17 protein-coding genes are annotated in these 20,266 nt (G+C 51.3%); 4 read left to right on the top strand and 13 right to left on the bottom strand.

The annotated features are described in order from the left end of the window. Nucleotides 1–69 precede the first annotated feature (69 nt). The 5 genes from ACY0JR_RS17215 to ACY0JR_RS17195 all read right to left on the bottom strand — a co-directional run bounded on the left by ACY0JR_RS17215 (nucleotide 70) and on the right by ACY0JR_RS17195 (nucleotide 6,132). Nucleotides 70–318: a hypothetical protein gene (locus ACY0JR_RS17215; RefSeq protein WP_462635383.1), complete on the bottom strand. Its 249-nt coding sequence runs from the start codon at nucleotides 316–318 to the stop codon at nucleotides 70–72. Nucleotides 319–646: 328 nt separating this feature from the next. Then, nucleotides 647–1,453: an HAD family hydrolase gene (locus tag ACY0JR_RS17210; protein WP_462635382.1), complete on the bottom strand. Its 807-nt coding sequence runs from the start codon at nucleotides 1,451–1,453 to the stop codon at nucleotides 647–649. 613 nt (nucleotides 1,454–2,066) lie between these two features. After that, nucleotides 2,067–4,598, bottom strand: coding sequence for a PAS domain-containing protein (locus tag ACY0JR_RS17205; protein WP_462635381.1), 2,532 nt, complete (start codon nucleotides 4,596–4,598; stop codon nucleotides 2,067–2,069). Nucleotides 4,599–4,743: 145 nt separating this feature from the next. After that, complete coding sequence (locus tag ACY0JR_RS17200) at nucleotides 4,744–5,343, bottom strand: glutathione peroxidase (protein WP_462635380.1); 600 nt, start codon at nucleotides 5,341–5,343, stop codon at nucleotides 4,744–4,746. 81 nt (nucleotides 5,344–5,424) lie between these two features. Further along, on the bottom strand, nucleotides 5,425–6,132 hold the full coding sequence (locus ACY0JR_RS17195; RefSeq protein WP_462635379.1) for a dienelactone hydrolase family protein: 708 nt from the start codon (nucleotides 6,130–6,132) through the stop codon (nucleotides 5,425–5,427). A gap of 318 nt (nucleotides 6,133–6,450) precedes the next feature. Between ACY0JR_RS17195 and ACY0JR_RS17190 the strand changes: the two genes are divergently transcribed. Continuing rightward, the gene (locus tag ACY0JR_RS17190; protein ID WP_462635378.1) at nucleotides 6,451–6,759 is read left to right on the top strand and encodes a hypothetical protein; all 309 of its coding nucleotides are present in this window, start codon (nucleotides 6,451–6,453) and stop codon (nucleotides 6,757–6,759) included. A 104-nt stretch (nucleotides 6,760–6,863) separates the two neighbouring features. Here ACY0JR_RS17190 and ACY0JR_RS17185 read toward each other — a convergent pair whose 3' ends face one another. Both ACY0JR_RS17185 and ACY0JR_RS17180 read right to left on the bottom strand, forming a co-directional pair. Next, a complete protein-coding gene (locus ACY0JR_RS17185; protein WP_462635377.1) occupies nucleotides 6,864–7,826 on the bottom strand; it encodes a cation diffusion facilitator family transporter in 963 nt (320 codons plus the stop codon). 2 nt (nucleotides 7,827–7,828) lie between these two features. Beyond that, nucleotides 7,829–8,314: a transporter substrate-binding domain-containing protein gene (locus ACY0JR_RS17180; protein WP_462635376.1), complete on the bottom strand. Its 486-nt coding sequence runs from the start codon at nucleotides 8,312–8,314 to the stop codon at nucleotides 7,829–7,831. Nucleotides 8,315–8,661: 347 nt separating this feature from the next. Between ACY0JR_RS17180 and ACY0JR_RS17175 the strand changes: the two genes are divergently transcribed. Next, the gene (locus ACY0JR_RS17175; RefSeq protein WP_462635375.1) at nucleotides 8,662–9,600 is read left to right on the top strand and encodes an LEA type 2 family protein; all 939 of its coding nucleotides are present in this window, start codon (nucleotides 8,662–8,664) and stop codon (nucleotides 9,598–9,600) included. A 495-nt stretch (nucleotides 9,601–10,095) separates the two neighbouring features. Here the strand turns inward: ACY0JR_RS17175 and ACY0JR_RS17170 are convergent, their stop codons facing one another. The 4 genes from ACY0JR_RS17170 to ACY0JR_RS17155 all read right to left on the bottom strand — a co-directional run bounded on the left by ACY0JR_RS17170 (nucleotide 10,096) and on the right by ACY0JR_RS17155 (nucleotide 13,875). Then, complete coding sequence (locus ACY0JR_RS17170; RefSeq protein ID WP_462635374.1) at nucleotides 10,096–10,803, bottom strand: response regulator transcription factor; 708 nt, start codon at nucleotides 10,801–10,803, stop codon at nucleotides 10,096–10,098. A gap of 3 nt (nucleotides 10,804–10,806) precedes the next feature. Further along, a complete protein-coding gene (locus ACY0JR_RS17165; protein ID WP_462635373.1) occupies nucleotides 10,807–11,913 on the bottom strand; it encodes a DNA alkylation repair protein in 1,107 nt (368 codons plus the stop codon). A gap of 141 nt (nucleotides 11,914–12,054) precedes the next feature. After that, a complete protein-coding gene (locus ACY0JR_RS17160) occupies nucleotides 12,055–13,257 on the bottom strand; it encodes an alpha/beta fold hydrolase (protein WP_462635372.1) in 1,203 nt (400 codons plus the stop codon). Nucleotides 13,258–13,431: 174 nt separating this feature from the next. Continuing rightward, on the bottom strand, nucleotides 13,432–13,875 hold the full coding sequence (locus ACY0JR_RS17155) for a hypothetical protein (RefSeq protein ID WP_462635371.1): 444 nt from the start codon (nucleotides 13,873–13,875) through the stop codon (nucleotides 13,432–13,434). A gap of 192 nt (nucleotides 13,876–14,067) precedes the next feature. On the opposite strand from ACY0JR_RS17155, the gene ACY0JR_RS17150 reads away from it, so the two are divergent. After that, nucleotides 14,068–14,379: a hypothetical protein gene (locus tag ACY0JR_RS17150; protein WP_462635370.1), complete on the top strand. Its 312-nt coding sequence runs from the start codon at nucleotides 14,068–14,070 to the stop codon at nucleotides 14,377–14,379. A gap of 35 nt (nucleotides 14,380–14,414) precedes the next feature. Here ACY0JR_RS17150 and ACY0JR_RS17145 read toward each other — a convergent pair whose 3' ends face one another. After that, nucleotides 14,415–15,695, bottom strand: coding sequence for a sensor histidine kinase (locus ACY0JR_RS17145; protein WP_462635368.1), 1,281 nt, complete (start codon nucleotides 15,693–15,695; stop codon nucleotides 14,415–14,417). Between the two features lie 131 nt (nucleotides 15,696–15,826). Here ACY0JR_RS17145 and ACY0JR_RS17140 point away from each other — a divergent pair, with 131 nt between their 5' ends. Next, complete coding sequence (locus tag ACY0JR_RS17140) at nucleotides 15,827–19,063, top strand: DUF3098 domain-containing protein (protein WP_462635367.1); 3,237 nt, start codon at nucleotides 15,827–15,829, stop codon at nucleotides 19,061–19,063. A gap of 478 nt (nucleotides 19,064–19,541) precedes the next feature. Here the strand turns inward: ACY0JR_RS17140 and ACY0JR_RS17135 are convergent, their stop codons facing one another. Continuing rightward, nucleotides 19,542–20,177, bottom strand: coding sequence for a DsbA family protein (locus tag ACY0JR_RS17135; RefSeq protein ID WP_462635366.1), 636 nt, complete (start codon nucleotides 20,175–20,177; stop codon nucleotides 19,542–19,544). Nucleotides 20,178–20,266: the final 89 nt, after the last annotated feature.

Raw genomic sequence — 20,266 nt, 5'->3', positions numbered from 1 at the left:
GTGTCCTGAAACTTGCGTTTGTCGTTCCTAAGCCGTTCTGTCTATTGCCCAGAATTTAACTCTGCGAGGTTAGCAGTCACAGGTAAAATCCCGACTGGTGAAGTTGTTGGAAGCCACATCGCCTACCTTCACCAGTTGGTCGAACGGAATTTCCTGACCGGTGACTAACTCTAAATATGGTGTTCCTTCCTTTTCCTCCACTTTCTTAATCATAGTGGTAACGGTCAGAAACTCACTCAATTCGGTGCGGTACTGAATCTTCAGAAACTTCTTTTTAGCAACGGCTTCGTTTACCGCCTGCATTAATTGCTCATCCATGGTAATTGGTCTTTAACTTACTCTAACCTATACGGTAGCCGCGTTTTAGGTTTGATTTTCAGAAAACAGCTTCTAAACGAGAGTTTTTGCCTGCTCAAGCAACTCCTAATTGCCCGCTCCTAATTCCGGAAAAACGTAATGATAAATTAAAACAGAACACTCGCTCGCGTCCCGCGAGTGTGAGCTACTTTCGGCCTCTGGCCGAGTTGGACTTTTTAAATAAAAGCGATTAATACATTTAAAAGCGGTCAATACATTCCTTAGCGGCGGGACGCCACAAGTAACTCACACTCGCGGGACGCGAGCGAGTGAAATCATTACTCTATACTTATTTCTCTTCAGCAATTAGCTTTTGAAGCACTTCCAAAACGCCGTTCTCGCTGTTGCTTTTGGCAGTGAACCGGGCTGCTTCTTTTATATCTGGGTGGGCGTTTTCCATGGCATAGCTGTAGTGGGCTTTCTGGATCATCTTCAGGTCGTTGAGGTAATCGCCGAAGACCATGGTCTGTTCTGGGGTGATGTTGAATTTCTGCTGAATCACTTCCATGCCCCGGCCCTTGTTGGCCTGTTGGTGGCAGAGGTCCAGCCAGATTTTACCTGAAACGGTGATCTGCAGGTGCGCTCTTTCTTCTTGAAAATGGAGGTTGCTGCTTTCTTCTACGCCGCCCAGTTCGCAGATGGCTATCTTCAGGAACTGGTCATCCTCCACCTGCAGCAGATCGTCCACTACTTTCACCTCGTCATAATACAGCGCTACCTGGTCCATGAATTCGGGGGCGGTGTTATCTACGTAAGCAGATTTCTTTCCGCAGAGCACCATGTAGGCCCCTTCCACTTCCCTGGCTTTCTGGATCAGTTTTTTGGTCTGAGTGGGGTCCAGGGCCTGCACCAGCAGTTCCTCTCCTTGATACACCACATAGCTGCCATTCTCGGCCAGGAAAATGAGTTCATCTTTGATGGGTTCAAACAGGTTTCTTAGGTTGTAGTACTGTCTTCCACTGGCGGCGGCAAACAGAATGCCCCTGTCTTTGAGGGCTTGGTACACCTGGTAAAAATCTGCGGGTAAGTTATGTTGGGGATCTAGCAGGGTGCCATCCATGTCGGTGGCTATTAGCTTAATTTGTGAAATGTCCATAGGTATTCGTTCTTCGGGCTATGCCGCTACGTAAGGCTAGCCACAAGACAGGTGGTACTACTTTGCTCTGGTAAAGGTTGCCTGATTCTGAACAAAGGCTAGTTTACAGGTGAACTCGGGCATCAAAATTAGAAGGCTACGCCAATATCCACACGGTCAGTTCTCAATAAGCACGCATTTCGTTCCCCTTTGAAGGAGGTAGGGGGATGATATCTCTTGTTGATCAGGTATTTCCGAGAATCATCCTCAACTCTTTTAGTGAGTGTCTCAGGTTCTTCAAACGTCCTGGCCATCCCCCACCACCTTCAAAGGGTAGGGCCGTTAAGTTCTACATTGGAGGCTTAAACTGGGGGTAAAGTCCATTGCCTTTCTTGCAGAGTTTGAGGCTAACGCCTTACTGATTTGCAAACTTCAGCTCATTTTAGGTCCAAGTTGAAAACTTGAACCATATCAATTTTTAGAACTTAACGGCCCTGCCTTCAAAGGGGGACAGAATGCGTGTGCGTCTTGGTTTACGTCATTTTTTTGTAAAAGAAGCCTTAAAACAGTCTTTTCAGAAAGAAGCTGAGCATTCTCAAAAGGCCAGATTCTCCTGTTAGGTAAGTGTTTTGATTTACAGCTTATTTCTGAGAAACACCTTGAAAATAGATCCCTTGCCGCTTTCGCTTTCCACCTCAATACGGCCCCCGGCGTTGTCTACTATCCGTTTGACCATGTAGAGTCCCACGCCGGAGCCTTCTACGTGGTCATGGAAGCGCCGGAACATGTTGAACAGTTTCTCCTGTTGGGCTGCGTTTAAGCCTAAGCCGTTATCTTGCACGGTGAGCACCAGGTACTCTGCCTCTTGCTGGCAACTGACCTTTATGACGGGTTTGCGGTCTGGGTGGCAGTATTTGATGGCGTTGGAAAGCAGGTTGTAGACAATGCTGCGCAGATTTTTCTCTGAGAAAGGAAGCTGGGCATTATCGCTGAGGGAAACTTCTATGCGGGCCTCGGCTTTATGGATGGTTTGCTCCATGTCCAGCAGCACCTCCTGCACGGTTTCCCGCAGATTCACCAGTTTGGTTTCTGGCAGGTTGTCTTTCTGCAACTTGGAAATCTCGGTGAGATGGTCAATGGTTTTCCTGAAACGATAGATGGCTTTGGTGATCATCTCCAGAATGCACTCCACATCCTTCCGCTGAAGACTTTCCGGCGGCAACTCCAGCAAGAGTTCCTCCATGAGCATTTCAATGTTGGAGATAGGAGCTTTCAGATCATGGGAGGCGGTGTAAATGAAGTTATCTAAATCTGCGTTGATGTGGGTGAGCTGTTGGTTGGCCAGGCGCAGTTCTTCATTGGTGAAGGCTACTTCGCGCGCCATGTCCTTGGCTTCCTGCTCGCTTTTTTCCAACGCCAAGCGGGCTTCTACCTGATCGGTCACATCGGTGACCAGGCTGTAAAAACCTTGAATGGCACCTTCGCGCACATCGGGCACATAGCTGGTGTGAATGTGTTTGGTGAAGCCGTCCCGGTAGGGCATGGTGGCATCAAAGTCTACCCGTTCGCCAGACAGGGCGCGGTCAAGGTAGCCTTTCACGTTCTGGTAGGCTTTTTCACCAATTACATCTATGACGCGGCGGCCCAGTAAATTTCCGGCCTTAACGGGAAACCAGGTATCATAAGCCTTGTTGGCGAAGCGGTATGTCACATCCTTGTCTACGTAACCAATAAGCACCGGCAAAGAGTCTGTGATGAGGCGCAGTTGCTGGGCACTGTCTTCTACGGCCCTTCTGGCCTCTACCTGCTCGGTCACTTCAAACGCCAGCACCAGAATACCGTCTATCTGATTCAGCTCATTGTAACGGGCCTGCTGAATGTATTTGAAGTAGCGGTTTTCCAGTACCCCGTCCTGTGGCCGAACCAAGGGAATCAGCATTTCCTGCTCTTCATGGGTTTGGCCGGTCTCGTACACGTGCCGCAAGGTCTCGTAGACTTTGTTTTCCTTTATCTCAGGTAGAACGTCTAAGATGGGTTTGCCTGCCAACTCCCGGCCCGGGAACAACTGATGGTAAATGGGGTTCACCAGCTCAAACACCATCTCTGGCCCGTCTAAGATGCAGATGGCCGCCGGAGCATCCATGAACAGACGTTCCAGCCTTATTTTCTGGTTTTCAGATTCTGCCTGGGCCAACTGCAATTCTCTGGTCCTGCGCGCCACCCGCTCTTCCAGTTCCTGGTTCAGGGTTTGCAGCACTTGGGCACTCTCTTCGGCTTGCCGACGCGTGAGTACAAATTGCGTCACGTCCAGCGCGAAAATCAACATGCCATTGATCTGCCCCTGGGCGTCATAAAGCGCTTGGTAAATGAAGTTCCAGTAAATATCTTCGGGGTCCTGCCCCTCAAAACGCGCCACGGGCACCAACACTTCTTTCCCCTCAAAGGTCTCACCGGTGGTGATCACGTTCTGCATGATAGCCGCAATGGGCTGACCGGCCAGTTCGGGCAGGGCTTCCAACACGGGTAAGCCTACCAATTGCCTCCCCGGGAAAAGTTGCTGGTAACTGGTGTTGATGACGTTGAACACCAGATCTGGCCCTTCCAGAATGGCTAACGCGGCAGGAGCCTGGTTAAAAAGCCGCTCCAGACGGTTCCGCTGCTGTTCGGCGTGGGCTAAAGCTTCCAATTCGCGTTTCCGGCTTTCTTTCAGTTGCCGCTTGGCTTTCTCCCGTTCCGTGACGTTTACTATTTCATGGATAATACAGCAAATGCCGCCTTCGTCCTGAAACACGGGGGTATTCACGTTGGTCCAGTAGCGCTCCAGAAAGCTGCCGGGGCGCTCCGGGTCCTGGATGTCATACCGAATGTTCTCCATTTTAACCGTCTTGCCGCTGGTTAACACCTCCTGGAAGGAAGCAGCCAGGCTCATGGTGGAGCCTGCCGTACTAGCCGGATTATCTGGAAAGACCTCAAAAACGTATCTGCCAATGACCTCCTCGCGTTTGGTGAGCGTTTCGTGCAGGTAAGAGTCTGTGGCCGCCTGTATGGTCAGGTCAGGCGCCAGTAGCAGCATGAGTCTGGGCTGAACTTCAAATATCTTCTGAAAAGGCAGGTTATTTCCTTTGGTAGAGCTCTCTTCAGCCACGGAGAAGGTACGGTTAGTCATGTAGTAGTCCAGGATTACACGTGAACACGCGCGCGATGCGTTGCAGTATCACTAAAGTCATTTTCAGGAAGCAAGTATATTCAATTTATTGTGTATCAAACCCTTGCGTTGACCCCTGTAAGATACGGTCATGCAGGCGTACTTCTCAGGAAGTAGGTTTCTGCTGAAGGGCGGTTTGTATTTCTTCGCCCACGGGCGAAATGGCCGGGCCGAAGTAATGGGTCAGGATGCCTTGTTCATCTACCAGGTATTTGCTGAAATTCCAATCCGGCTGATGCTCGTTCCAGCCGTTTTTGCGCGCGTCTGAAAGCCAGTTGTACACCGGATTCTGATTTTCGGTTTTCACCACCACACTCTTCTTCGCCAACGGAAACGTTACCCCGAAGTTGATTTGGCAGAACTGCGAGATAGTCTGGTCATCGTCTTTCTCCTGTTCCTTGAAATCATTGGCGGGAAACCCGATGATGACGAGCGAATCTTTCTGCTGGTCCTGCAATTGCTGCAACTCTTCGTATTGTCCCGTAAAGCCGCAGTTGGAAGCCGTGTTCACCAGCAGCACTTTCTTGTTCCTGAATTGACTGAAATCCAGCGGCGACCCATTGTTCAGAACGGTGCTGAGCGAGTGGAACGGTTGGGCCGGAGCCACTTTTTTCCGATTCCGTAACACCTTGCCTTTTGCCGTTGCCTTAGACAGCCGCATGATCAAGGGGTACAGCATTTTCAAGAGCTTCTTTTTCAAATCCATGGGTGAAATAGTACGTGTAAGTGCATAAACGGCTTCGCTGCGGCCCTGTTCTATCAACCTGAGAAAACGGGCGTGTTGCGCTTAGGCTTTCAGCCTGTTCTCAAAGAAAGCGAGCGTGGTGGCCCATGCTTCCTTGGCAGCCAACGGGTGGTAACTATCCCGCTCATCGCAATGGAAACCATGGTCTGCGTAGGAAATGACCGTGTTGATGTAGTCTTTACCGGCGGCTTTCACGGCGTTAATGATGGTGTCAATTTTCTCCTGCGGAATGTGGGCATCTTTTCCGCCCCAAAAAAACAGGTGCGGCCCGTGCAGTTTTTCGGCATCTGGGGCCAATGCATCTAACCCGCCCCCGTAATAAGACACCGCCGCCGCCAGTGGCAAAACGGTATTGGCCACAAAAGACACCCTGCCGCCCAAGCAGAAACCTAAACTGCCTATCTTTTCAGGCTGCACGTTGGGCTGCTGCTGCAACCACTCATAAGCAGCCTGCAAATCTGCGGTGAGTCCTTCTTTGGTAATGGCCTGGTAATGCGGCGCAATGGCCGGAAAATCTGCGTAACTGGCTTCCAGCCGATGGGCCGTGCGGTGGAACAGATCTGGCGCAATGACTGCGTACCCTTCCTGGCACAACCGTTCGGCAATGCTCCTGATGTGGTGGTTTACCCCAAAGGCTTCCTGTAACAGAATGATAGCGGGAAAAGCACCCTCCCCTTCGGGAAAAGCGACATACGCGTCTACCTGGGTTCCGTCTGTGACGGGCAGCGTGACAAAATCGTGGTTAATCATAGTTTGGTTTTTCTCAAGGTTTATTTGCCTAAAACTTTCACCTACGCAGCTTTTGTTTTCGCACTTTTTCACCCAAAACACCTGAAAAGCAAAAAGGTTAAAGCAAGTCCTTATTCAAGCTTATCCCACTGTTTCAACGGCCAGCTATTTAAAGCCTACTTTCCAGAAAAAAGCCTAAAAACAAAATCCTTCAACATTACTATTTCTCAAGGCTACTTCAAAATTAAAAATGCTTCTTTCATCTATAAAAAGCAACCATTCGCTATCTGCTGCGTTTTTAAGGCATCAACACAAACCAAGAACCTAACTACATAAAATATGAAAAAGGTAACATTTTTAGCCGCTCTGTTTTTAGCCGCCGGACTACAAGTAAATACGGCCCAGGCTTCTGACAACCCGTTAAAAACCACCCAACTGGCCCAGGACACTACCCACACCACCAATAAAGCCCGTGCCAAGACCGGCGCTCAGCAAGTGGGGCAGGGAGCCAAGTCTGTGGGTAAAGGAACCAAGAACTTAGCCGTAAGCGGTGCCAAGGCCACGGCCAAAGGCGCTAAAAAAGCCGGAAAAGCGGTGAAAAACACGACTAAAAAAGGCGTTAAAAAAGTAGAACAGAAAGTAGACTAAGTCTCTTTGCTGATGATCTTTGAAAAGCCTTCCGTTTACCGCGGAAGGCTTTTCTTTTTACGGCTCCTTTCTAGAAAACAGGTCCAAAACCAGTTCCTTCGTTTTCACTGCTCCTCACTGGTTATGGGAATCTCCCGGACGGGCGTGAGCACAAACTCCTGAATTCTCCAACTGAGGTCTTCTACTTGCTTGGACACCTGTTCTATCCGGTTTACCAGTTCTTGGTCGGTGGCGGGTACTACGAAGCCCTCGCCCAGGTACACGTGCCCTTCTTCCCGCATTCTGAACGCGAATTCCTGTATCCAGTCCTGCTGCTTTAGTAGCTCGTTTACTTTCTCCAGCAAAGGATCGTCCTGTTGGTTTTCTACTTTCTTGGGCCGTTCGTCCATCAAGTCAAATACGGCTTGCTTCAGGTTGGTGTAGCCGTCTTTGATAATGTCCAGGGCAATGATGAGGGCGGCTACGGCATCTGCCCACCACCAGCCTATGCCAATGCCCAGAATTCCCAGAATAGCGGCGGCGGCCGTCATCCAGTCGGCTTTGTTCATGGCGGCATCGGTGTACAGGTTTTTCTCGTGCAGCTTTTTGGCGAGGGGCAATTTCATGCGGCCCAGAATAAGCGCCGGAAAGGTGCCGTACAGCATGACGGCTATCATGAGGTAGCCTAACCAGACTTCGTGCCCGAAGATGACTTTAATGCCAATAGTGGCGTGCTCTTGTTTGAGCAGGGTGAGGGCAGAGTCGAAGATCAGGAAAGCGCCCACTGAAAACAAAGCCACGGCACTGCACAGATACGCAATGCTCACCACCCGATGGTAGCCGTACGGAAAATCTTTGTTAGGTGCCTTGTGGAACACCCTTGACGCGATGAGAAACGAAACGGCCGGAGTTAAGCTCAATAGATCCTCAAACCAGGCCGTTTTCATGGCCTGCGAATTGCCCATGGTCAGGTATACCAGCAAGGCCGTGGAAATAAGGTAGGCAATGGTGATCCATTCCAGCTTTTTTGCTTTCTCAAAAACCGGTTGCAGTTCCTCAGGATATTCAAATCTGTTGATGGGTTTCATACCTACAGCTGGGCTTTAAGAGTGGATTCTTGCTGATGCAGGAATTTCTCCAGCTTCACAATGAAAGCGTTCTCCCCTTTGATCACGCAGAGAACGTGCTTCTTTTTCGCCACCTCGGCATACGGCCGGGTAAAGGCGATCTTGGTTTTCCAGGGAGTATCATCCGTAATGCCCGCAATGACCAGGTGCAGGGTATTTTTCTCCAGTTTTTCCAACAGGTTCTGCTCCGTATCATTCTGCCATTCTACCTTGGCATTGATACTTTGAGCGAAGGCGTTCACCAGGTCTGGCTCAATGCCGGTAGGACCAGTAGGGCCTTTCACCACCCACGGTGGATTCTCAGAATAGCCCACTTTAAGGGTTCCGTTAGTGACTTGCTCCAGTGTTTTCTCCGGATCTTTGGGAAAGTTCTGGCAGCCCGTAAGCACCAGTAAAAAGAGGAAAATAGGAAAGCTGAAATAGCGGCGGCTATTTAGAGGATTGACCATGCACGGTAGTTCTTTGTAAGCTGATAGTAGAAAGCATTATTGTTATATATAATTTAAACAATATAACCCCTTAGCCCTAAGTACGTGCCTGCGCCTGATAAGTTAATTCTATCTTCCTTCCTCGTGTTAGCTTTGTTTTCTCTTGATGCAGGGGCACTTGTGGTTGCCCTTTACCGAGAGAATTGTTCAGGGCAACCACAAGGGATTGCCCCTACTTATCATCGCCTTGCCTAACCATGAATAAATACTTAATTGTCAAGAAGTAACCAACTCCTCTACCTTAACATCGTTAGTCCAAGAAGCTTCTACCTGAGCCAAGGGAACTTGTAAAAAATAGATAGAACGAGATGAAAAAAGGATGGAAAATTGCCTTGCTGTTGCTTTTGGTTTTTGTGGTCATTGGCGGGGTCATCATTGCCACCACGCCCACCAAAAAACTGATTTCATTGTTTGCCCCCAAAATTGACCGGGTGCGCATTACGGATGTACGCCTGGATGAGCAGATGGCCACCATGAATCTGCTGGCCAACGTGCAGCCGTCGCTGCTTTCAGGCGTGGTAGACAGCCTCACGTATACCTTCACGCTGTACGGCACCACCATTGCCAAAGGGCAGAAAGCCTTCACAGAAGCCGAGCGCCAGGGCAAAACCCAGACCTTGAAACTGCCCGTGCGCATGAACCACAACGTTACCCGTGAACTGGTGCGCCGGCAGGTACGCGAGGGTGAAAAAGTACGGGCCCACTTGCAGGTTTTCAGCCAGGTACCCCTCCGGGGGAAACGGGAATTCACCGTAGACGAAGAGATGGACATCATTGTACCCGCGCTCCCGGGGCAGGAATTGGTCAACGTGGAACTGGAGGATTTCGGGCTAGACAACATGGAGATGACCATGACCATGCTCATAGACAACCCCAACAGCTTTGATTTCTACGTGCGCCGCTATGATATAAAAATGCGGCTGAAAGACTACGCTTTTACCTCTGGCAAACTCAAAAAAACCTACCTCATCAAGGCGCAAAGCAAAACCCCGGTGCAGGTACAAGCCACCTCAGATATCAAGACCCCGGTGAAAACCGCCTTTAAAGCCATCTTCGGCGACAAAGACTGGCCTTACCACATGACCATGCACTCGGTACTGGAACCCAAAAGCGACGTGGTGGGGAGCATTGAAATGGATGGGGAGAAAACCGGTTCTATCAATATAGTGCAGCAGCTTAAGAAGATCAAGGAAACGAAGAAGGCGGTGAAAAAGGCGGAGAAGGAAGAGAAGAAGGAAAGCAAGTAAGATAGGTGTTCTGGTGCATGCAGTTTGCCTGTTGCTGGCGTGGCGGGTGGTGGATGCAGTGCCCTTATGCTGGGTTGTTTCATCGTTTCCCTCCGTGCGCTCACGGCCACGAGGCCCCGTCTTCCCCTCTCGCACGGCCCTTTCGGCCTACATTGTCATTTGCGCTTAGCTTTGCCATTCCAGGGCCAAAAGCGAGGCGCGCTTGGGGAAGACTGGAAAGGGGAAAGTAGCAGAAGACGTTAGCAGGTATTGTAGAGACCAGGCACTGCCTTGTCTCTGTCACGTATTGCTATCTTTTCAAAGATAAATTACCTTAGAAGCAGGTCTGATTCATTCACCAGGAAACATGGTTCAAGTCTGTGACTTGGACCTAAGCAACTACGTTCCCTCTGCAGCACCTCTCACTCAAAATGTGTTGCAGTGTCTGAGACCTACGCGTGTCTACGACAATACCGTTTCAGGTCTGTTTTCTCAAAAACTCTCCTAAACCAAACCTCACTCTGCTACTTCCAGCTTATACCCTCGGCCGTGGACGGTAGTAATCTTTACAGATGAATCTGGTTGAAGGTACTTGCGCAGACGAGAGATAAACACATCCAGGCTACGGCCTACAAAGTAGCCGTCGTCTTGCCAGAGGCGTTGCAGGATTTCCTCGCGGCGCAGAAGTTGGTGCGGGTGTTGTACAAAGAGGCGCAGAAGTTCTGCTTCACGGTCTGTGAGCGTATGAATGTGGCCGCCTACGTGCAGCAGCAGGTTCTTGAAGTCTAGCGAGGAGGTACCGAAGGCAAGCGTTTCAGCCAGGCCCATCGTCGGTTTTGAAGAAACGGTTCCTGGTTCACGGGCCGTTCGGCGCAGGATGGCTTTCACGCGGTACACCAGTTCTTCCAGCCCGAAGGGTTTTGTCAGGTAATCATCGCAACCTAGTTCAAAACCTTGCAGGCGGTCAGCTTTCAGAGCTTTGGCGGTCAAGAACATGAAGGGCACAGACACGTTCCGCTGCCGAATTTCTTGGGCCACTGAAAAGCCATCTAATTTGGGCAACATCACATCCAGCACGCACAAATCAAAGGCGCTTTGGGCTAAAGCCGAAAGCCCTGCCTCGCCGTCTGCGCAGAGCGTGACGTGGTACCCGGCTGTTTCCAGGCTATCCTGCAATAAGAACCCGAGGTTAGGGTCGTCTTCCACAAGTAAAATGCGCGCCATAGCCTAAGATACAAGAATAAAATCTGCGATGTCTTTTTCCAGTCCGTTCACAATAAGGGACACGCGGTGGGGGCCCAAGTGGTACTTGCGCGTAGTAATGGGCTTGAAACTCTGCTTGCGGGTAATGGTGATTTCTTCGCCCGGCGGGTACACCCGTTCACTGATCTTGAAAACTTTACGCGTGAGCGATTGGTTAGCTTTCTGGTAATACAGGCCGTACTCCAGCCGTACTTTCTGGGGCGTTTCGGACGTGTTTTTCAGGATAAAGGAGAAAAGCAGGTCTTTTCCCTGCGCCACCGCAGGCGTTAACACCTGGAAAGTACGCACCTCTATCTGGGCATCACTTTCATAGCCGAAATACCGCAGCACTTGGGTGTGCCCTTGCTTGAGTAGCGTGCGGCAGCCGTGTTTTACTACCCAGTTGGTGGCGGGGTTGTGGCCTTTCCATTGGGCCAGTAACTCCAGCACCAGCGCGGGGTTGTCTTTGGAGATGTCGTTGAGGTTGTTGGCTATGCTGCGCCGCACAAACTCAGAAGGATCTGCTTTCAGATTTTCCAAAATGGGCAGAATGGGCGACGGGTCACGTTTGAGAAACGGCAGCGCCATAGCCCAGGGCAGTCTGGGACGGCAGCCTTCACTCGCGAAGCGCCTTACCGCAGCATGGTGATGCGAAGACCACGCCAGCATCTGCGCCATCATCTGCTCGGGGTATTTCAAGAGGAACGGCCGTACTGCAAATTCACAACTGATGAACTGCGTGATTTGCTCCATGGCTTGCGCCGAGGTTTCCAGGTCTTCCAGGCCGTACACTTCCAGATAGTCTGGAAAGAACATGAACTCCACGTGCCGCACTGGGAACTGCTCGTCCTGTAGTTTCTGAATGGTTTGGAGAATCAGGGGCACCGCATCTGAGAAGTTGGCTGGCATAAAATGGTGCAGCACCTGGGCGGTATGCCGCATGCGTTCCTTTAACTCTTTGTTTTCCCAGCCTTGGGTGAAGATAAGGGCGGTAAACTTTTCTTTGTCAAAGTGAGGCAGTACGGTTTGCAGCACATCCGCGAAGCGATCATAAAACTGAGGTGAATAAACGTCTTTGAGGAGTGTGCTCATGCGCAGAAGACTTGGTGCGTTTAAGAGCCAATTTCTGGAAAAACATTGGAAACGCTATCATCCTCTTCCTACTAAACCAAGAGAGCGCCCTCAGAACGTAGTCCAAGGGCGCTCTCTGCGTATCTATTTCCTTACGTTTACTTAGTTATTCAAGGATTCAAACCACGGCAACACGTCCAACATCATGGGTTCAATACTGGTGCGGTGCATGCCTCCTGGAATAGGCGTGAAAGTGACATTGGTGGCCCCGGCAGCCCTGAACCGGTCATAAGTGGTCACTGAGGTCTGGTAGAAAACGGCTTCGTCTTCGGTACCGTGGTACAGCCGGGTAGGGCTGGTAGGTTTCCAATCTAGCAGGCTGTTGTTGGCAATGGCCTGCCGTAATACAGGCTCTCCCGCCGGATTGCTCAGGTTCGCGTAGAAAGTAGGATTGAACAGAGCGGCCGGTGAGGTAGTGAGTTGGCTGTTGATTTCTTCGCGGTTCTTGGTGCCGTCTAACAACGCAGGAATTCTACCGGCGTACGGCTGCTGGAAGAAATCGGTCCAGGGGCGGTTCCAGTTGTAGGTCACGTTGTAGCTGTTGAGAATTAAAGGCAGGAAAGACGGTTCTGCGTAGGTGGGAACCGTGGCAAGGGCACTGAGCATGCCGCCAATATCATAGCCTCCGGCCCCGGCTGCCACGGCGGTAAGTTCCAGGTCATGGCTAGGGTCAGCTTCTATCTCTTTTTGGGCCGCCAACGTTACGTAACCGCCTTCAGAATATCCCATCAGGAACAGATTGTCATTGGTGTCTATCTGCTCGCGCTCCAAGTAATATTTAGCGGCTTTGAGCATGTCTATCACCGCCGAGGCAGAGTGCTCTTCATCATAATAAGGGTGCACAATGTCTTTGGTGGTACCGTACCCAATGTAGTCAGGAATGACCGTGACATAGCCCACCGCGCCTAAAATCTCAAACCCCGAAAAGCCTAATGGAAAATTAGAAGGTGCCTCTGTGTCCCGGAAAATAGTACCGTGCTGCGCACTTACCAACGCCGGGGGCGACGGCATGTTCTGCGGAATGCAGAGCAAACCAGAAGCCTGCACGTTGCTTCCTTTATAGGTGGTGTTGTAAACGAACCTGTACACCTCAATGTCATAGTCTATGTACGAAACAAACCTGGCAAAACCCGCTGCGGTAGCGTAGACTTGCAAGGCCGCTTTGGGAACTTTGGCCACTGAGGTAGCCGAGACAAAATACTCACTCCCCGCGGGCTGCGGTTCCTCATCATCAGAGAAGTCGCAACCGGTGAAAACAAAAAGCGCCAGCACTACCCAGCGCAACTTTAGTAGGTTCTTTTTCATAGCATTTCCTTTAGAATGGCACCATACGTGAGTGAACCTCACCTCCTTGAAAGTCAAGGTATTAATAATTAAAACTAAATGAAAACACAATATACAACCATCACTTATTAACAAAAGAAGTATACCTGCCGAAGAGGCTTATGGAGTAGCGGGCCCCAGAAACAAAGGGTGGGTTTATGCTTGCTGCTTTTCGTTTTCCTGGGGATTGTCAGAAATATTCTCAGGGCTGGCTTCCTCTGGTGGAAGTGAAACGGAGGTTACTTCCGCGGTTGGTGCAGCAACAGTTTGGTCAGAAATTTCCACTTTCACCAGCACTACCGCATTGGGCGTAGCAGACGGATCTTTACTTGCATGCGAACTCTGGTGAATGGTCTCTATAGCGGCATCGGCTTCTTTTCCTATGGCAGCTTTGGCCGCTTCGGCCAGTTTCGCCTCGGTTTTCCTTTTCTTCCGGCTACCCACGTAGGCCGCAATCAGGGCGGTCACCAACTCCGTTACTACTTCTGCCCCGTGTTGTTTTACCGCTTTTTCCAATCGTCGGCTCAGGCCCTTGCCCAGTATATTCTTTCCGCCGTTTTTAGGCTTATCTTTTTTCTTCTTGGTAGATTTCTTCCCCATCCTTTCGGCTGTAAATGGTTTCTTCTCTTCTACCTGTGTTAAAAAGAATTGTTCAAGCAACGTCAATATTAATCTCAATTTCCGCAACCCCTTCTAGGGTAACAAAAAGATAATATACCAGCCAAAAGGATAATGATTTCTTCACAGTAGGCTTCTTTTTGGAAAGTAAATTCACTTTCTAAAGGAATAATTATGAAGGTGGTGCAACAAAATACCCTGCTCACGGACCTGGAGCCGCTCATGACGGAGGTGAAAGTGATTACCGGCGGTTACCTCACCGATGTCCAAACCATCATCTGCCAGCGCATGGAGCGGTTAGGCGTTCCCGCCGTAGACCAGGCTGTGGAGTTTTACGCCACCGAACAAGACCACGTCATCGCCATCCATTACGCCCGGCGGCTAGACTTGCAGAAATCCATCTGCGCCATTGACTACTTCCCCAACCATAACGCCCAGGAAGTAAGCAAAGTCTCTGACAAGATTCTGGAAGTACTGCGTAAATAGCCTATTTTCCAGAAAACAGCCTTAAAATACGTTTCTTAGTTCACCGGTAACACTAACCGGAAACAGGTTCCCTGCTGCTCGGCGCTCTCAACAGTCACCTGCCCTTGGTGCGCGTCCATAATCGCCTTTACGTAGCTCAAGCCCAGCCCGAAACCTTTCACGGCATGCACGTTTCCGTGGGGCACGCGGTAGAACTTGTCAAACAGGAACTTCTGGAACTCCTGCCTAATGCCAATGCCTTTGTCCCGTATGCTAATGAGAATGCCCTGCTCGGTGTTCTGGGTGCTCACCTCAATTTCCGGCGCCTGCGGCGAATATTTTTCGGCATTATCCAGCAGGCTGTAAAGGGCGTTGGCCACGTGCAACCCATCTGCCCGAACAAGCGGATTGGTAGCCTCCAGGTTTAACCGCAAGTACCCGGCCCGTTGCTGCAAGCGGGGCGCAAGGTTCTGCCCGGTCTCCTGCAAAAGGGCGTGCAGGTCTACGGTTTCCTTTTTCAGGGCCAGTTCCTGGCGTTCCAGAGTGGCCATTTGCAAAACCCGCTCTACCTGGGCGCGCAGCCGCTCGTTCTCAGAATGGATAAGGTCATGGTAACGGGTCAGGCGGTCAGGCGAAAGAGTTTCGGCGCGCTTGCGCAGCACCTCGCTGGCCAGCCCAATGTTGGTGATGGGAGTTTGCAGTTCGTGGGTGAGGTTGTTGATGAAATCGGTTTTGAGCTCAGAAAGGCGTTTCTCGCGCAAAATCTGGAACATGGTATAGCCGAAGAACAGCACCACTAACAGCAATGCGCCCGTTGAATACCACCAGAATTCCATTTCCTTCAAAATAAACGAAGTCTTACCCGGAAACACCACCGCCAGGTTATACAACGGCATCGCTCCCTCCCGCTCATGCCGAATCACGGGTGTTTTCCCGGAAATAGCCGTTTTCTGCGGAGCCGCAATGTATTGCCCAAACATAAGCGTATCATCCTGGCTGTTATAGAACCCGAACTCATAGCGTTCCTGCAGTTGCCGTTTGGCTAGTTCCTGCTGCAAAAGCTTACTCGCCTCGGCCGGGTTTACGGGTACATTCAGCTCGGCCAGAAAAAAGTTGGAGGCTACCTGCTTTACCGGCTTCGCCGAAGTGGGCACAACTTTTCCGTTTTTGGTCAGCAACTGGTCAGACACCTGGGTGAGGGCTACCTGCACGCTGTGGTTGAAGGCGCGTTCCTGGGCATTGTAGGCTTTGTTGAGCCACACCAACTGAACGCTCAGCAAGGCCACCAGTGCCACGCACGCCAGCACCAGAATAACTTGAATCTTTTGACGGCTCATGGGGCTAAAGTAAGCAATTCCTGCCTCTCTGTGAAGGCATTAACATCTCATTAACATCATTTTACAAACCATTAACCTAGGTGCATGACGGGAGCGAGTATGTTTGCGAAGCACACCAATACGCCTCCGACATGAGCCTGAAAACCTATAAACCCGATTCCCTCAAAACAGCAACAGACCCCACTCCCTCTGCTCCGTTCCTGTTCACCAAACGGCAGTTTAGCTGGCTTTTCATGGGTATGGGCACCATTGCCCTGGGGTTTATTTTGATGGCTTCAGACCCAACGCCGCAAGGCTATGGCTTTCTGGGCTTAACGCTGGGACCTTTGCTGGTGGTGCTGGGATTACTATTGCCGTTTTTCGGCATTTTCAGGAAAAACAGCCCTAAAACAGAGAAGCAGGTTTCTCGCCAGTGGCGTACTTACCGGCGTTGGAACATCCTGCTGGGATGGTTTACCGGCTTACTGGCCTTGTTGGTGTACATACTTACCCTGGAACCTACCACCAGTTTCTGGGATACCGGCGAGTTCATTGCGGCCGCTTACAAATTGCAGGTGCCCCACCCACCGGGCGCGCCCCTGTTCCTGCTCATAGGCCGGCTGTTTACGTTGCTCAGTTTTGGCGAGGTCACCCAAGTGGCCTGGTGCATGAACTTCCTCTCGGCGGTGAGCAGCGCGGCCACCGTCCTGTTTTTGTTCTGGAGCATCACGCTGCTGGCCCAACGGCTGCTCCCCCTCTCGGCCGAAGGCCCTTCTCCCACCCAACGCCTCTTGCTATTAGCCAGCGGAGCCGTAGGTGCCCTGGCGTTCGCCTTCACCGATTCGTTCTGGTTCAGCGCGGTGGAGGCCGAGGTTTACGGCCTGTCTTCGTTCTTCACGGCCATTGTGGTATGGGCTACGCTCCAGTGGCAAGCGGAGGCCAATACCCACGGAACCGACCGGTGGCTGTTGTTTCTGGCCTACCTGGTGGGGCTCTCCATTGGCGTGCATTTACTTAATCTGGTGGCGCTGCCCGCTCTTGCGTTATTGGTGTATTTTCAGAAATACAGGCCTAAAACGAAAGGCGTTCTACTGGCCCTGCTTATTGGCGGAACCTTAGTACTGACCGTGATGGAAGGCGTGATTACGGGACTTCCCTCGGTGGCGGGTGCCGTGGAAGTGTTCTTTGTCAACACTTTCGGCTTGCCGTATGGCGCAGGCGCGGTTCTCTTCTTGCTGGTTTTCACGGCGGCTATCATGTACGGCTTGCGCTGGGCGAAAAGAACCGCACGCGTACGGTGGCACAATGCCTTGGTAGCGTTGGTGCTGGTTTTGGTGGGGTATTCGTCTTACCTCATGGTGCCCATCCGGTCTGGCTACAACCCGCCCATTGACGAGAACAACCCCGAGAACCTGTTGTCTTTTGTGAGCTACCTCAAGCGCGAACAGTACGGAAGTAGGCCGTTGCTGTACGGACCGCAATTCAACGCGCAGGCGCAGCGCTATGAAAAAGGCGGCCCCATCTACGCTCCGCAAAACGGAAACTATCCGGTGGTGGATTACAAATATGAGGTGGTGTATGACGATAAAAACAAAACCCTGCTCCCGCGCCTGTACTCAGACCAACCGGTGCATTTGCGGGCGTACCAGAACTGGGTGAACGTGCAGCAAGGGCAGAAACCTAGCTTGGGGCAGAACCTGAGTTTCCTGTGGAACTACCAACTGAACCACATGTACTGGCGCTACTTCGGGTGGAATTTTATAGGACGCCAAAGCGATGTGCAGCATGCCGGGGTGTTGTGGCCGTGGGAAAAAAAAAGCGAGGCACCTTCGCCCATTTCGCAGAGTAAAGCCCGAAACCAGTTTTATCTGTTACCGCTGCTGTTAGGTGTTACAGGCCTGTTTTTCCAATTCAAGCGCAAATCTACCGATGGCTGGGTCATTTTACTGCTGTTCTTCTTTACCGGCATCGCCATTGTCTTATACCTGAACCAACCGCCTGTGGAACCCCGCGAGCGGGACTACACCTTTGCCGGTTCCTACTACGCTTTCAGCATCTGGATGGGTTTGGGAGTGCTTGGCCTTGCCGAATTTCTGCGCCGCCTGCTCAAATCAGAGCTTCAAGCGGCAGCCTTGGCTACGGTGCTGGCGCTGTCCGTTCCCATTCTGTTGCTGGCCGAGGGCTACGATGACCACAACCGCTCTAGCCGCTATCATGCCCTGGACTCTGCGAAGAATCTACTCAGTTCCGTTGCCCCCAACGCTATTCTGTTCACCAACGGTGACAATGACACCTTCCCGCTCTGGTACGCCCAGGAAGTGGAAGGCTTCCGGACCGATGTGCGCGTGCTGGTCATGACATACCTCAACACCGACTGGTACATTGAACAGGCCCGCCGCCAAGTAAACAACTCTGCGCCTTTGCCCGGCACCTTACCCGTATCACAATACGCCTTCAGCAACAACAATTATCTACCGTACGTCGCCAATCCATCAGTGCAGGACAGCGGCATGGACTTAAACCAATACCTGCAACTCCTGAAACAAAATCACCCAGCCCTACAGGTTCAGACTCAGGACGGCCGCACCTTAAACGCTCTTCCCACTAAAAAACTGAGTTTGCCGGTAAACAAGAACTCCATACTGCAAAACGGTACCATCTCATTGGAGCGGGCGAACCAAGTGCCCGAGGTAATGTCCTGGGAGCTGCAAGCAGAGGCACTGGAGAAAAAGCATCTGTTCCTATTAGACGTGATTGCCTCCAATCACTGGCAACGGCCCATCTACTTCTCCAGCACCGGAGCAGAAACGTCTGAACTGGGTTTGCAGCCCTTCCTGCAACTGGAAGGCCAAGCCTTGCGCCTGGTTCCCGCCCGCAACCCAGATACGCAATCAGAAGCCTACGTTGACCGGCAGCGTACGCAGGAAAGTCTGTTACAGAAATTCCGTTACACCGGCCTGACGAACCCCAACCAACCGTACGAAGAGAACTTTGTGACCCAGATTGCGCCCGTCTACCGCCGCAACTTGGCGGCATTAGCCAGCGCCCATGTACAGGCCGGAGAGATAGCCCAGGCCCAGAAAGTACTGAAAGCCTGCTTAACCCTTATGCCAGATGCAGGTGCCCCACACAACTTTGAAAGTACCGCCCTGGTTCTGCCTCTGGCACAGGCGGGGCTCACTAAGGAGGCAAGAGAACTCACACAATTACTTTCTACCCGATTTGATGCGCAACTCAATTATTATAAGACACAACCTGCCTATTTTGAGCGCGAAAGGCAGTTGAATTTATATGGATTACAAAGCTTGGCACAGGCCGCACATGCGGCAAATTTACCAGAAGCGAAGCAGTTGGAAGAGTTGTTTCTGCGGCATTATAATGGAATGTGAAGATTTGAAGGTATGGAGATTTGAAGATGTATGCCATTAATGGCACCCTATGGCGCGGAAGTTACTTCCGTGCCTTGCCTTATTGTTACTAGACGCGTTTCCTACTGTACTGTAGGAAGGCACGGAAGTAACTTCCGCGCCATAGCTCCTTAAACTTGGAGTGGAAACGGCAGTGACACAGACACTCGCAGGTCTTTGGAGCCAGCGGTATAACAGTGGCTGACAGAAACTCCCCTCCTAATTTAGGAGGGGTGCCCGGAGGGCGGGGTGGTAAATGAACGGTTATTTGAGCAGCAGCTTTTATTATCTGCAATGCGTAGTTTCGCTGCTTTGCAGCGAGGGTAGTCAGAGACTACCCAGCACAGTAGGCACGAGTCAGAGACTCGCGCCAGCGTTTCTATTTTATTATTGTTAGACGGTAGGGCATCTCTTTCCAAACTCCATTCTCTCCTTCAATCAATCCTTCAATCTCTCAATCCTAGTAAGGAATCTGCAAGGCCTGCAAAAGCCGCTCTTCCAATTCAGGGAGTTCGCAGAAGCCGCGGGAGATGAGACGGGGGCCTTGGGCGTGGTCCAGATAGACGCTGGGCAGCGTGTGGGCACCCATTTGTTCCACCCGCTGAAACTCCTGCTGGGTTTGCCGGAAGATCTCCTCGGTTTCAAAAACGGCCAGAAACAGGTTCTCAGGAATCCCGAAGGGGCGTACAACCTCTACCAGCACGTGGGGATTGGTAATATCCAGACCATCGGCGAAGAAAGCAGAATGAAGGGCGCGCAGGACTTCCAGGGAAAGACCGGGCCGAAGGTGGCGCACGGTTAACAAAGCCCGGCAGGCGGGTTCGGTGTCATAGGCGGTCTCTTTGTTTAAGAAAAAGCTATAGTCAAAGGGTAAATTAGATTTCCGTTGGGACCGGTGCCAGTTCACGGCCAAGTTGTCCTTCTCGGCGGAAGCCAAGGGAGCCTGCGCATAGGGGTTAAGTCCGCCTAACAGCACCTGCACGGTGAGTCTGCCAAACCACAACGCCTTCAGTCTTCTGATCACGGGCGTAAACCCGTAGCACCAGGCGCACATGGGGTCTGTGACATACAGCAACAGCGGATTTTCGGGAGACATCGGCATTGGCTTTCTACACATGGTCTCTTCTGTGTAGCGAAAACCAAGGCCGAAAGGTTTACGCCAGCAATGAAATAAAACAAGCACAT

The organism is Rufibacter sp. JT3400010 (genome assembly GCF_054956755.1).
This window is presented reverse-complemented; position numbering and strand designations above follow the sequence as displayed.